A 13,422-nucleotide genomic window follows, 5' to 3' on the forward strand; every position below is an offset into this window, starting at 1 on the left:
AGGATCATCCCATAGTGCACTGGCTTTCTGTGGGTGACAGGTTTTGAGCAACTATATCCCTGACAGCTCAGGTGTCATTGCGAGCGAGTCTTCGAGCGCGGCAATCCTTGTTGCGAGCGAAGCGAAGCAATCTCGTGCTAAGGTTATTTACCTCTTTTTTGTGGCTCCAGCCACATTTTGAAGAAGCGGCTGGAGCCGCAAGAACTAAACGTCCCCAGGCTGGAGCCTGGGAACGAGGGGTGTTAGTTACTAACAGGTTCGGTCCTGGTCCGCCCGGGTGAGGAGCTTCGAAGTAACGACAGCTTTGAAGCAACTTCCAGCATCCTATGCTAGCTTGTGGGCGAAACCAGCTTTAGCCATTATATTTATTTAATCCTACAATTACTTTACTGTAATTGTAAAGCCCATGTAGTTGATTGCCAAATATCAGATCACTTGCAGTGCAGGGATGGAACGAGATAAAGATGATCAAGTTCAGGTGAACACAAAATTACGCAAGATGGATACTGCAAGCAAGCCTGAGATAATGGACACTATCAGGTTTCGAGTGAGAATAGCGGCAAGTGCTGCAGCTGCAGCTGCCAGCAGTTCTGAAGGCCCTTTGCCTGCAAGAGTTGGAATAATAATGGCTACCAGGATGGAAGAAGGCATATGCTGGAGAAAAGCACGTACCCTGGGCGAGGGACTGATTCTGCTGACAATAAACAGGCCACCTGATCTTGTTATGTATGTAACCAGGGCCATGGCAAAAATAGTTACATATATAAGCAGGGCAGGAAGTTCAGTCATTTTCTAAAAGCCCCTGCTATTCCACCGGCTATTCCGCCTATAATAATGTACCACTTCCCCGGGAGGAGCAGAAAAGTAATCCAGGCCGCTGCGCCTGCGGTTAACCAGACTGGGATTTGATGTTTACCTTGCCAGAAAAAGGTCAGCAGGGCTATGAATACTGCGGTAAAGGCAAAGTCCAGACCAATTACGGCAGGATCAGCAAGGTGCCTGTCTATCCAGAACGAAGCACTTGCTCCAAATAGCGTGGAAAGATTCCAGAAAAAATAGATACATAGTCCGGACCCAAGCAAAAACGCGGCATCCTTTTTACCTGAGGCCATTTCTCTTACTGAAAGAGCCCATGACTCATCTGTCATAAAAAAAAGGCTGAAATATGATTTTCCGGGTCCTGTCCGGACAAGCCAGTCCCTCATGGCTGCTCCCATCAAAATATGTCTGAGATTAACGACAAAAGTTGTCAGTATAATGGTTAATACAGGGAGTTGAGGTCCCCATAATTCCAGACTCATGAGTTGAGAAGCTCCTGCAAAGACCAGCAGACTCATAAGCTGAGCCTGTACCGGAGTCATACCGCTTTGTACTGCAAGAACACCAAAAACAAGGCCGTAAGCAAAAACTCCTATTCCCAGAGGCAGGCATTTGATAAAGCCATCCTTTATGCCTTGCGTAGTAAATACAACCTGGCTTTTATATTTCAGGGAGGAAGGGGAAAACTGGGAAGTAGACTTCATATTTTTAAACTTTGTATTTTTGTAATAGTTTAGCCCTTTTTTAAGGAAAGCAGGGGACAGGCACTCCGGGCTGTATGCCTCCGGGCAGTAAGCCTCCGGGCAGTAAGCCGTGCCACATGCAAATGCCTAAACTATTACGGATTTTTTAATGTTTGACGGTTTTTAAGAAGTCTTCCTGCGTATATTATACACAGCTCTGCCCTCAGCTATACTCTGGTCCGGTTTTTCCTCAATAAAGACCCTTGTATGTACGTTGCCCACACGATTTCCCATGAGCCTGACATTTGATTCGGCAATAAGGTCTGCTTCCGGTGCAGGACGAAGATAGTCCACACGCATGTCAATGGTGGCAATAGCATCGTTGACCCGACACCTGGTCCACAAAGCAGTTCCACCACAGGTATCAATAAGAGTGGATAATATACCTCCATGCAGTGCAGGTCTTCTTGGATCACCAACAAATTCGGGCTTAAACGGAAGCAAGAGACGGGCAAAACCGTTTTCAGCTGCCACAACCTTGATGCCTAAGTGTTTATTGAATGGGATTTGCTCTTCCAGGAAGAAAGTTAAACTTTTACTTGAAGAATTGTCTGTGGTCATTTTTTCACTCTGTAGATAATGAATATTTTTGAGTTAGTATTTTATTTTTGTTTTAAAGGATTGTCTATTGGCAAGGTAAACCCCGCAACTGACCATGACAGCACCGGCTAACAGAGAGTAATCAAGTGATTCTTTGAGAATTATAAAGCCAATAAATACAGCAAATAACGGAACAAAATTAATAAACACTGAAGCACGGGAAGGGCCAATGCTTTTGACAGCTTCATAATACCAGGTAAAGCCTAAAACCGTTCCAAAGTAACCAAGATAAGCAAGGCACCCCCAGACTGCAAATGGAGCAGTAGTAACATATTGAAACAGTCCTTCATGGACAGCAGGAGGAAAAAGAGCAACTGTTCCAGTTATGCAGGAAAAAGTAACAGCACTGTGAGGAGACAGTCTTGACATGGAGTACTTGCCCATAATGGAATAGGCAGCCCAACTTAAAACACATCCGGCTATGGCCAGATCACCCGTGCTAATGACCTGATCCAGAACATGAAAGGGTTGTCCCCGTGTAATGGCCAGAACTGCTCCACTTACAGAAAGAAAAATACCGGCAATTTTCAGGCTTCCTAAGCTTTCCTTAAACATTAAGGCAGAGAGCAGGGCAATGAAAATGGGATTTGTGGCAACTATGACCGCAGCCCTGCCGGCCTCTACAGTCTGAAGACCATAAAAGAAAAAAACATTATAAGCGAAAACTCCGGTCATACCGAGAAAAAAAATTTGCAAGAACTGCCCACGATCAAGACCGGGTAACCTTCCTTCTAAGGTTCTGACCAGATAAACAAGACAGGCAGAGGCTATGAGAAACCTGAGAAAAGCTGCAGAAAAAGGGGGGACGTGCTGTGAAACCAGTCTGCCTGCAGTAAAGGTTCCTCCCCAGAACATGGTGGCCAAAATTAATTTTATGTAAATCAAAATAAACAATTAAAGCATAAAAAAGTTTATGAAAATATCAAAAAGTTTCTCATAAGTTATTGAAAAAACTTCTAAAGATCTTTGGTTGATTAACCGATAAGGAAAATATGATCCCCTCAGAAAAAGTTAGCAGTCAGGCTCTTTGCACCGGGCGGGACTGTCAGGTTGAAAGGAGGTTCTATTATGCTGGTTCAAAATTTTGTGCAAGTCACTTCTAAAAGCCCTGAAGAAATTAAAGCAGGGCTTCAGCCTGGAATCAGGGCATTGAAAATAGACCCTGACGCCCATGGCAGGGAACGTCCTAAGGATCAAGGCAGGCAGCAGCAAAAACAGGAAAGGGATGAAGAACAGTTTTTTGATGCCCCAGACACTGTAAGTACACGCTCCAGTAATCAAGGTACTTACCATGTTTATAATCGTAACGGACAAATGACCCGTTTAAAAGTAAACGGGTCAAGCTAAATCCTGAGATGCATCCTGTTAGAACTTTTTTTTCAACCACTCCTTAATATCTTCAGGAAGTTCATGAGCTCCCTTGGCCCTGCAACAATCCCAGAACTCTTTGGGAAGTTCCATTTCATGCAAGGTTTCAGAACCATCTTTGGTCATTTTCTGCAGTCGGACTATATATGGCTCACTCCAGGAGTCTACTGAAAAATAGAAAGTTTCGTCGTCGGAATTCTGGTGTTTCCCCAAGTACCCGGTATTTCCCCACTCCAGATGTAAAGCCACAGCATCGGCCGGACCAATATCCCAATTAATGGGCAGATCCTTAAATTTTGTCAATTCTCCCATATCAATCTCCATTTTTTATCGTTTGCAATGATTAGAGGCCTGAAACATCAGCCTTCGTCCTGAATTTTCTTATCACACCAAGTTAACGAATCGTAACAGTTTAGCCATTTGCATGTGGCATGGCTTCCTGCCCGGAGGCATACAGCCCGGAGGGGGACTGGCTCTCTCAGCCCTTGTTTTATTAAGTCTGTGTTTTACATCAACAAAAAACAAGGGCTGGGGTGCCTGCCCCCTGCTTTCCTTAGAAAAGGGCTAAACTATTACAACGAATCCAATTCCTGTTGGGTTGCGGAAAAAGTTCTTTAAAAATCCCCTTTATACCTCAGTTAGACCCAGGTTGGAGCATCATCTGATTTTTCTGTAACCGGAAAAGCTGATTCAAAAATAATCGGCAGGCACATTTTCAGAAATTGCAAATAATGATCATCAAGATTATATAGCTCTCATCCCGGACGCAGTTTGAATAAGAGTTTTTACGTCAACGGTCAATAAATCCCTTTGTAATAGTAACTGGGGTTAACTTACCAAAAACGCGTAATGCTCCCTGACAAACTTGTGTAACAGCAATATTCTGAAACAGCTTAAATCAAATTATGGTCACTTAGAAGCTCCTCACCCGGGCGACCCGGGACCGAACCTGAGAGTAACTTACACCACTCGTTCCCAGGCTCCAGCCTAAGGACGTCTTGTTCTTGCGGCTCCAGCCGCTTCTTTGAAATGTGGCTTAAGCCACAAAAAAAGAGGTAAATAACCTTAGCACGAGATTGCTTCGCTTCGCTCGCAACAAGGATTGCCGCGCTCGAAGACTCGCTCGCAATGACACCTGAACTGTCAGGGATGTGGTTGCTGAAAACCTGTCACCCACGAGGGAGCCTAAGCGACCGAAGCAATCTGTATGGTAAAAGCATAATAGCTTGAATTTATTACATATTCGATTGTAGTTACTTAGAAGCTCCTCACCTGGGCGGACCAGGACCGAACGTGTGAGTAACTTTAAGACTCTGTCACTTTTCTGGAAATTGGGACAGTCCCCGCGAGGTGCTACAAACAAGACTGATGCTCCATTGGTTCCTGGAAGAAATTTGCTTTAATGATAAAAAATACACAGCGAGGGACAGTCCCTGTGCCTGGCGTAAAGCTCTCATCTTTGACGGAATTTTTCAGGCAAATGTCCATCAATCATAAGCAAAAATCGAAAAAAATGAAAATTTTAACCGTTTGATTTTATTATCAAAACTATTCTAGTTACTTGTAAGGAATCACAATTGTTCATAACCACAGAACTGAAAAACACTTTGTTTTCCCATATGGGAGATCATAAACAGGTATACTTTTATAAATCAGGTCCGGCAAGTCAGATTTACCTCGCGAGGTATCTTCTCAGCAAAAATAAAAATGTAGTTCTGCTTGTACCTCCGAGCAAAAATCTTTCTCTATATAACGCCTTATCCGGTATTTTTTCCAACTTCAAGCGCGACAAGGATAAATTCTGGGAATCGTCCTGGAATATTCTGCCGGATGTTTCCATTAGGAGAAAAGAGGGATGGAACAGTCTCTGGCCAGGACTTTTCAGCCTTATCAACAACAAGCCTGCCGTGTCTATCATTCCATCCAATTTAATTCTGCATTACTTTCCTCCCAGAAAAGTGGTTGAAAACTCTTATCTTTTATTAGTTCCGCATGAAGATTTTTCACCGGAACGTATTCTAACCCAGGCAATTGCCTGGGGATATGAACGTCGTGCCAGTGTTTCCCAGAGCAGTGAAATTGTTTCCAGGGGAGATATTCTTGATATTTTTCCTCCTGGTTACTCTTATCCTGTAAGAATGGAATTTTTCGGAGATCGTATTGAAAGCATCAGAACTTTTGATCCTCTGACACAGAGATCTCTGATAGAACTGGATGAATGCCTGATCATGCCAGCCGCACCTTGCCTGTTCGATGAAGAACTGAAAACCCAGGCAGAGCAGAAACTGTTTCATCTGAAAACCATAAGTGAAGTAAGCCCTGCTGTATATCATCTTCTTCGGGAAAAACTATCTCTGCAGCAGCAGAATTATCCCGTGGGCATGTATTATGAGACTCCTTCCACTCTTGCTGATTTCATTGCTGAAGATACATTTTTTCTTCTTACTGACCTCAATGAGATCAGAACAGGGCTTGAGGAAGAAGAGTGGAAGTTTCGTTGCATAGCAGAAGAAAGAGAGTATCCGCAAAATTATTTTTTTCAGACCCAATCAAGGTCTCGCACCATCTGGCAGAACAAGCCGCAACTGATGTTTGAAAAACTGATCATTGGACAGAAGCAGCATGGGCTGGATCTGCCGGAAAAAGACTATCGGGCTTTTTCAGATATCTTCTGGAAACCTGAGCATGGAAAGCGTCCATGGCATACTCTGGTAGAAGCCATAAAAGAATGGAGAAGAACTGCTCATCAGGTAATCCTGGCGTTTAATACCCATAAGTCCAGAGAAAAATTTCTGAACATAATCAGTCAGGACGGACTCAGATTCGAAACCGAGTATGACCCTGATCGCAGAGGTTTGTATGCCCTTGTTGCTCCTCTCGGCAGAGGGATGAGTCTGGAATGGAACCATATAGTTATTTTGGGTGAAGATGTTATTCAGCCCTTGAAATCAGACCGGGGCAGGGCTGTGCAGGGTAAATTTGCCGGTTTGTCAGGACTTGACGATATTGCCCAGGGTGATCTTCTGGTTCATAGAGACTATGGACTTGGTCGATTTCATGGTCTGCAAAGAGTAAGCGCCGGCAGATCAGCCAATGACTTTCTTATCATTGAGTATGCTAATGATGATAAGCTTTATCTTCCGGTGGACCGCTTTTCACTTGTTCAAAAATATAAAGGTCCTGAAGGAATTTCTCCAGCACTGGATCGTCTTGGCGGCACCGGATGGTCCAAGACCAAGGCAAGAGTCAGAAAGGCTATTGAAAAGATAGCAAAAGATCTGGTTGACATGTACGCTTATCGTAAAGTGGCCAAGGGCTATTCATACGGTCCTGAAGGAGAGCTTTACAGGGAGTTTGAAGCCACATTTGGTTTTGATGAAACACCGGATCAGGAGCAGGCCATTAAGCAGGTCATGGAAGACATGGAGAAACCCGAACCAATGGATCGCCTGGTTTGCGGCGACGTAGGATTCGGCAAGACTGAAGTGGCCATGCGGGCCGCTTTTCGAGCTGTTCAGGATGGAAAACAGGTAGCCATCCTCTGCCCGACAACTGTTCTTGCAGAACAACATTACCTTAACTTCCGCAAGCGCATGGAAGATTTATCCGTCAATGTCAGTATGTTGAGCAGGTTTGTAACCCAGGCCAGACAAAAAAACATTCTGAATGCGGCGCGAAGAGGTGAGGTGGATATCCTCATTGGAACTCATAGAATACTTTCCAAAGATGTTATCCTGCCCAATATTTCTCTTTTGATTCTTGATGAAGAACAACGATTCGGAGTCAAACATAAGGAAAAACTCAAAAGATTCAGGCAGAACATTGATGTGCTTGCCCTGACCGCGACTCCCATCCCGAGAACGCTGCAATTGTCCATTTCAGGAATCAGAACTTTGAGTTTGATTGAAACTCCGCCTGTGGACCGCAAGCCTGTGGAGAGTTCCATCATTGAAAAAGATCGTGATTTTTTACAGCAGGTCATACAAAGAGAGTTGGACAGACAAGGCCAGATTTTCTGGGTCTATAATCGAATCAGAGGGTTAGATGAAGTTAGTCGATATGTAAGAGAAATTGCCCCTGAAGCAAGGGTGGGCATGGCTCACGGTCGAATGCCCGAAAGGTTGCTGGAAGAAACAATGCACCGTTTCTGGCGACATGAACTGGATATTCTGGTTTGCACGGCAATTATTGAATCCGGACTTGATTTTCCACGGGCCAATACTCTTATAGTAGATCAGGCCCAGTTATTCGGGTTAGGGCAACTTTATCAACTTAGAGGCAGGGTCGGCAGGTCAGAAAAACAGGCATATGCCTATTTTATTGTGCCCGAGGATGACAGTCTTAATGATAAAGCCAGGAAAAGAATGCAGATCATTCTTGATCTGGACTACCTTGGAGCAGGATTTCAGGTTGCCATGGAAGATCTGCGTCTTCGTGGAGCCGGAAATCTTCTTGGTGAAGTCCAATCTGGTCAGATTGGGAAAGTGGGTCTTGATTTATTTCTGGACATGCTTCAGGAAGAGGTGGCCAAACAAAAGGGAGACCCTGTCCAGGCAAAAGGTGATTTTGAGACCTCAATTGGATTTCCTGCTTTTATACCGGAAAAATACATCCCTGACTCTCAAGAAAGGCTGCGTTACTATCGGGTGTTATCCGCCTGTTCGGACCTGGCTGGCATCAGCGATGTGCGCCAGGAAATAAAGGACATATATGGTAATCTGCCCCAAGAGCTCGATAGTTTTCTGTCCGTACTTGAGGCTAAACAAATCATAAAAAATTTAAACCCGGATAAGGTTGAGTTTCAGGAAAACAGGTTTGCAGTTGAATGGTCTGAAAACAATCAGCAGCTAAATCCTGTAAAACTTGTGCAATGGGTGGAAAAACACAGTGATACAGCGAGATTGGTTCCGCCCTCTAAATTGGAGTTGCGTTTGTCAAATAATGAATCTATAAACAACAACTTGAAGCAATTGAGAAAAATGGTTGAATCCATGGTCAACGAGATGTTATGATAATGTGCTCAATTTGTGATAACTTTTAACTCGCAAGATATTTAGAACTTTCAGCCAATGTTCCATCGCCATACCCAGCAAATTCCAGGATTTTTGTTCTTGATTCTATTTTTATCACTGTTGCTTCTATGGTCCTGCAGTCAAAATGAATATTCAGAAGATGTGGTGGCCAGGGTCAACGGCAATCCTGTTTATCTCAAAGATATAGAGGCAGGGTATGACATGTTCTTTTTTGACTGGATGGACCCTCTACCTCCATCTCTGCAGGAAATGAAAGGTGCTTATGGACAGGTACTTTTGGATAAGATACTGCTTCTTCTTATTGAGGATGAACTCAAAGAGCAGGGCTTAAACGTTGCTGACAGCGAAATTCAGGAAATAGAAGATCAGATCAGAGAAGACTACCCTGACGATGAGTTCGAAAAAATCCTCATTGAAGAGTACATTGATCTCAACTATTGGCGGACAGGAATCAAAAACAAGGTCATGTGGGATAAGTTCGTCACACGGGTTCTATACTCTGATATTGATGTCAGGTTAGAAGAAATAATGTCATATTATCAAGACAATATTTATAAATTCCACCTGCCGGAAAGGGTCATTTTTATTTATCTTAATGCAGGCAGCCAGGAAGTTCTTGAGCAAGCCATGGAAAAAATTTCCTCTATGGAAAGCAGCCAGGATTTAATTACTAAGATTCTGAGCATTGAAGGACTTAAAGCCAATCAATATGAGATGAGAGTCGATCAGTTGCCTCTGAACCTTGCAGGCGATATAAAGGTTATGGAGCCTGGCTCCTTCAACAGAATAAGACCGGATGACAATCAGGGTTTTTTTGTGCTATACGTTGCAGAATTTCTGGAGGACCAGCTTTTAAAGCCTTACCAGGTTTACGATCTTATTGAAGAAAAAATTTTGGAAAAAAAGTTGTCCGATAAATTTAAGCAATGGTTGGAACAGGCTGTATTGAAATCAAATATTGAAATTAACAGTACACTTTTAAAAGAGATAGGTTGAAACGGGAGCAGTTCGCGTTTTATAGTTTTTCGGAGTTTTAATGAAAAAGATACTATTGTGCACATTGCTGATTATATTCAGCCAGCAATTTGTCTCAGCTTCGCTGGTCAACAGAGTTGTGGCGCTTGTTGATGGCAAATCCATTACTTTGTTTGAACTTGATGCCAGGATGAGGCACCTCATAGGCCTGTTTGATGATGTAGATATTTCGCAAATCCCTGAAAGCCAGCTTAGACAGACTCAGCAGCAGGTTCTTCAGCAGATGATCAACGATCTCCTTCTTAAACAGGAAGCTGAGAAATTCGGAATTGAAGTTACACAAAGGGAAATCAGCAACCATATTGAACAGATCAAGATTGAAAATAACTTTACTAAAGAACAGTTTGAGCAGACCCTGCGCCAACAGGGTCTGACCCGCGAAGTTTTTGAAGATCAAATCAAAGACTCGATAATCCGCCAGCGAGTCCTGAGCATGATGGTGCGAAGAAAAATTGTGGTTACCCAGGATGAAATCAAGGCTTATTATCAAAATAATATAGATCAGTTTGCACAGGAAAAACAGGTCCATCTCAAAGTGATCCTGGTTCCCACCAAAGGCCACGCGCAACGTGTCCGAGAGGAGATTATGGCTGGCAGAATGGACTTTAACTCTGCTGCCCAGGAGTTTTCACAGGGTCCCAATGCAGATGAGGGAGGTGACCTGGGTTTTGTCGCCTGGAATCGACTTGCCTCAGACTGGCGCAACGCACTTACAGGAATGACCCAGGGAGATATCAGTCAAGCTTTTGAAGTCAGAGGAGCAGGCGCTCTTCTTAAGTTAGTGGAAGGTAAATCAGGCGGATCCATTCCCATGGAAGAGGTCAAAGACGACATTCGTGAAATAATTTTCGACACCAAACTGGATACGAGATATGATGAATATATCCAGGGGTTGAGAAGCAACGCGGTCATAGATATCAGGTTATAAGCACTCTTCCCGGATTATCGCGAAGAAGAGAAAGCGTAATGCTCCCATGCGCTGAGACTGATAAAAAACATTAATTAATCAGGCAAATGCCTGTCATTGCATTTTTGCTGAATGGTATGCCTGGGGGTTATTATGGAACTATTGGATATAGGACAGTTACTGAAGGCTGAAAGAGAAAATCAAGGGATCAGCCTGCAAAAAGCCCACGAAGATACTCGCATAAGCTTAAACTTTCTTGAATCGCTGGAAAATGGAGAAGTGCCTGCATCCCTTCATCCGGTTTACGCAAAAGGTTTTGTCCAGAACTATGCACGCTATCTCAACTTAGACTGGAAGAAAATCAGCGATGATTTTGCCACAATATGTTCAGCTGAGGATCATTTCAGAAAAATCAGCGAGGATGACCTGCCAACTTCCCTGAAATCCTCAGACAGTAAGTCTAAACTGTGTGATTACCTCAAGGTACTGGTAATTCTCCTTGCTGTTATTGTTGTCAGCGGTTTTGGATGGTTTGTATATAATGCTTTCCAATCAGGATATGAACATGCTCAAAATGATCATTTCAGCGATCCAGCACCGCAGGAATCACATTATCAGGAAATAGATCCGTTTATTCCTCCATCCTACCCGCAGGACCAGGCGCCTGACTTCCAGGCTTTTGAAGATGAAACAGATGATGCATTGCAGATTGAGACAGGCATTCCAGAATATGAAGCTCAGGATCAGGAAGCTTTGCAGGAAGACTCTACCCGGCAGAGTCAGGATGACACCATATTGGAAGATGAAACTACCCTGGAAACGGCCGAACCTGAAGTTCCTCCGGCTCAGGCAGATGCAGACGACCGGGAATTTCAGGCACCTGCCGCACAACAACAAGAACAACTTCAAGAACAGCCCGAGATAAACCAGCTTGTGATTCAGGCCAGGGAAGACTGCTGGATGATGGCCATGATAGATGGCTCCAGTCGCGAAGTTTACCTGCGCTCCGGAGAACGGATTTCTATTGAATTTGAAGATCGGGTCCGCCTGACTCTCGGTAATGCAGGTGGAGTAGATTTAGTCATTAATGGTGAACCTTACCCTCTTGATGCTGCTTCTGGTGAGGTCAGGACAATAGATATCAGCTCTCCGTGATTTTGGCACCTGTCCAATGTACTTTGCTGAAAAAGTATTAATAACCCGTACAGGGAAATTTAAGGAATATGACCTCTGGGTCCGTTTTCTGACACCTCAAAGGGGGGTGCTGACCGGATTTGCTTTTGGGGGATGCAGGAGCAGACGCAGGTTTTGTGGATGTCTTGATCCGCTTAATCTTGTCCTTTTTAAAGTCAACTCAAGCCCGGGAAATAAATATCTTACCCTTGAAGAGGGCAGCCTTATCTGTGGGTACCCTGAACTGAAGAAGAATCAGGCAAAACTGGGTATGGCAGTTAACAGTCTGCGCTTTGTTCAAAAAATTTGTCTTGAAGGTGATGATTCTGCACAGCTTTACAATCTTACCATTGACTATCTGCAGACACTTGAAGATATCCCTGAGGCTCCGGTTTTTTTGCCACTGCTTTTCCGAGCCAAGGCCTGCTTCATTCATGGATTTGGCCCCAGCATTGACTCTTGTCGAGATTGCGGCAAACAACTCATCAATATTGCTGATCCCTTTTTCCTGTACGCTCAGGGAAGGATGGCCTGTCCGGGCTGTATGAGCAAGGCTTACAGGGGAATAAAGGTACGCAGAGATTCTTTGCTTTTCATGAACAGACTAAGGGAAACCAGACCGTATGAGTGGGCGCAATGGTCTCTGTCTAATGATCTGCTTAAGGATTGCTATCAAATTGTAGAGGCACTTGTAGGATTTCATATTGAATAATCAAAAACTTAAAAAACCCAAAACCCAAATACTGTAACAGTCCGTCATCCCGGACCATGACCAGGGATAAGGAATGACTGAATTGAAAGTAGCCTCATGGTGGTGAACAGTTACAAACTATGGAGAAAAAAATGTTGTTTCAGGAAGTAATTCTAAGTCTCCAGAAATACTGGACTGATAAAGGCTGTGTACTTCAACAGCCATATGACCTGGAAGTAGGTGCCGGAACATTCAATCCAGCAACTTTTTTAAGGGTAATCGGTCCTGAACCCTGGAGGACTGCCTATGTTGAACCCTCAAGAAGACCCACGGACGGAAGATATGGAGAAAACCCCAATCGTCTGCAACATTATTATCAGTTTCAGGTTATTCTGAAACCTTCACCCGCTGATATTCAGGATCTTTATCTGCAAAGCCTGAGCGTATTGGGCATTGATTCTCAAAAGCATGACATTCGCTTTGTTGAAGACGACTGGGAGTCACCAACCTTAGGGGCCTGGGGCCTGGGCTGGGAAGTATGGCTAAATGGCATGGAAATCACACAATTTACTTATTTTCAGCAGGTCGGAGGCATTGATCTTGATCCAATAAGTGTTGAAATCACTTACGGCTTAGAAAGAATTTCCATGTATCTTCAGGAAAAAGAATCAGTTTATGATTTGCTATGGAGCCCTGATGTAACATACGGGCAGGTCCATCATCAGGGAGAAGTGGAGCATTCCAGATATAACTTTGAAATGAGCACCCCGCAAATGCTGCTGGACTCTTTTGACAAGTTTGAACAGGAAAGCCTGCAATTATGCAAAGCACAACTGGCATGGCCTGCCTATGACTATTGTCTCAAATGTTCTCATTTGTTCAATTTGCTTGAAGCAAGAGGAGCCATTTCCATTACCGAGAGAACGGGATACATTGCCAGAGTCAGGAAACTGGCTTCAAAAGTAGCGGTACTCTATAATGAACAACGAGAAAAAATGGGATACCCCATGCTCCATTCACTGCGCTAAAATAATAATTTAAGTTATAATCAAG

At 43.8% G+C, this 13,422-nt stretch carries 12 protein-coding genes; 7 read left to right on the plus strand and 5 right to left on the minus strand.

The genetic code is table 11. The features are described 5' to 3' along the window. Positions 1–474 precede the first annotated feature (474 nt). The 4 genes from LZ23_RS02435 to LZ23_RS02450 all read right to left on the minus strand — a co-directional run bounded on the left by LZ23_RS02435 (position 475) and on the right by LZ23_RS02450 (position 3,056). A complete protein-coding gene (locus LZ23_RS02435; RefSeq protein WP_045211297.1) occupies positions 475–789 on the minus strand; it encodes an AzlD family protein in 315 nt (104 codons plus the stop codon). Next, positions 786–1,523: an AzlC family ABC transporter permease gene (locus tag LZ23_RS02440; protein WP_045211298.1), complete on the minus strand. Its 738-nt coding sequence runs from the start codon at positions 1,521–1,523 to the stop codon at positions 786–788. Before LZ23_RS02440 ends, LZ23_RS02435 begins: the two co-directional genes overlap by 4 nt. 162 nt (positions 1,524–1,685) lie before the next feature. Continuing rightward, positions 1,686–2,123: a PaaI family thioesterase gene (locus LZ23_RS02445; protein ID WP_045211300.1), complete on the minus strand. Its 438-nt coding sequence runs from the start codon at positions 2,121–2,123 to the stop codon at positions 1,686–1,688. 33 nt (positions 2,124–2,156) lie between these two features. Next, positions 2,157–3,056, minus strand: a complete 900-nt coding sequence (locus tag LZ23_RS02450; RefSeq protein ID WP_332308253.1) for a DMT family transporter — start codon at positions 3,054–3,056, stop codon at positions 2,157–2,159. A 174-nt stretch (positions 3,057–3,230) separates the two neighbouring features. Here LZ23_RS02450 and LZ23_RS02455 point away from each other — a divergent pair, with 174 nt between their 5' ends. Continuing rightward, complete coding sequence (locus tag LZ23_RS02455) at positions 3,231–3,509, plus strand: hypothetical protein (protein ID WP_045211301.1); 279 nt, start codon at positions 3,231–3,233, stop codon at positions 3,507–3,509. Between the two features lie 18 nt (positions 3,510–3,527). Here LZ23_RS02455 and LZ23_RS02460 read toward each other — a convergent pair whose 3' ends face one another. Beyond that, on the minus strand, positions 3,528–3,842 hold the full coding sequence (locus LZ23_RS02460; RefSeq protein ID WP_045211303.1) for a DVU0772 family protein: 315 nt from the start codon (positions 3,840–3,842) through the stop codon (positions 3,528–3,530). 1,265 nt (positions 3,843–5,107) lie between these two features. Between LZ23_RS02460 and mfd the strand changes: the two genes are divergently transcribed. The 6 genes from mfd to glyQ all read left to right on the plus strand — a co-directional run bounded on the left by mfd (position 5,108) and on the right by glyQ (position 13,397). After that, positions 5,108–8,542 (plus strand): transcription-repair coupling factor, encoded by a 3,435-nt coding sequence (gene mfd / locus LZ23_RS02465; RefSeq protein ID WP_232300370.1) that lies wholly within the window; start codon positions 5,108–5,110, stop codon positions 8,540–8,542. Positions 8,543–8,599: 57 nt separating this feature from the next. Then, a complete protein-coding gene (locus LZ23_RS02470) occupies positions 8,600–9,559 on the plus strand; it encodes a peptidyl-prolyl cis-trans isomerase (protein WP_084590864.1) in 960 nt (319 codons plus the stop codon). Positions 9,560–9,599: 40 nt separating this feature from the next. After that, positions 9,600–10,526 (plus strand): SurA N-terminal domain-containing protein, encoded by a 927-nt coding sequence (locus LZ23_RS02475; RefSeq protein ID WP_045211306.1) that lies wholly within the window; start codon positions 9,600–9,602, stop codon positions 10,524–10,526. 132 nt (positions 10,527–10,658) lie between these two features. Next, positions 10,659–11,660, plus strand: a complete 1,002-nt coding sequence (locus tag LZ23_RS02480; RefSeq protein WP_045211308.1) for a helix-turn-helix domain-containing protein — start codon at positions 10,659–10,661, stop codon at positions 11,658–11,660. A 16-nt stretch (positions 11,661–11,676) separates the two neighbouring features. Beyond that, a complete protein-coding gene (gene recO / locus LZ23_RS02485; RefSeq protein ID WP_045211310.1) occupies positions 11,677–12,390 on the plus strand; it encodes a DNA repair protein RecO in 714 nt (237 codons plus the stop codon). 131 nt (positions 12,391–12,521) lie between these two features. Further along, positions 12,522–13,397 (plus strand): glycine--tRNA ligase subunit alpha, encoded by an 876-nt coding sequence (glyQ, locus tag LZ23_RS02490; RefSeq protein WP_045211312.1) that lies wholly within the window; start codon positions 12,522–12,524, stop codon positions 13,395–13,397. Positions 13,398–13,422: the final 25 nt, after the last annotated feature.

It is taken from the genome of Desulfonatronovibrio magnus, from assembly GCF_000934755.1.
In the GTDB taxonomy this organism is placed as follows: Bacteria; Desulfobacterota; Desulfovibrionia; order Desulfovibrionales; family Desulfonatronovibrionaceae; genus Desulfonatronovibrio; species Desulfonatronovibrio magnus.

What these genes read in the sequence shown, in the direction of transcription:
- LZ23_RS02435 (WP_045211297.1), bottom strand. Translation starts at nt 789, where the DNA reads ATGACTGAACTTCCTGCCCTGCTTATATATGTAACTATTTTTGCCATG.
- LZ23_RS02440 (WP_045211298.1), bottom strand. Translation starts at nt 1,523, where the DNA reads ATGAAGTCTACTTCCCAGTTTTCCCCTTCCTCCCTGAAATATAAAAGC.
- LZ23_RS02445 (WP_045211300.1), bottom strand. Translation starts at nt 2,123, where the DNA reads ATGACCACAGACAATTCTTCAAGTAAAAGTTTAACTTTCTTCCTGGAA.
- LZ23_RS02455 (WP_045211301.1), top strand. Translation starts at nt 3,231, where the DNA reads ATGCTGGTTCAAAATTTTGTGCAAGTCACTTCTAAAAGCCCTGAAGAA.
- LZ23_RS02460 (WP_045211303.1), bottom strand. Translation starts at nt 3,842, where the DNA reads ATGGGAGAATTGACAAAATTTAAGGATCTGCCCATTAATTGGGATATT.
- LZ23_RS02470 (WP_084590864.1), top strand. Translation starts at nt 8,600, where the DNA reads ATGTTCCATCGCCATACCCAGCAAATTCCAGGATTTTTGTTCTTGATT.
- LZ23_RS02475 (WP_045211306.1), top strand. Translation starts at nt 9,600, where the DNA reads ATGAAAAAGATACTATTGTGCACATTGCTGATTATATTCAGCCAGCAA.
- LZ23_RS02480 (WP_045211308.1), top strand. Translation starts at nt 10,659, where the DNA reads ATGGAACTATTGGATATAGGACAGTTACTGAAGGCTGAAAGAGAAAAT.
- recO (WP_045211310.1), top strand. Translation starts at nt 11,677, where the DNA reads ATGTACTTTGCTGAAAAAGTATTAATAACCCGTACAGGGAAATTTAAG.
- glyQ (WP_045211312.1), top strand. Translation starts at nt 12,522, where the DNA reads ATGTTGTTTCAGGAAGTAATTCTAAGTCTCCAGAAATACTGGACTGAT.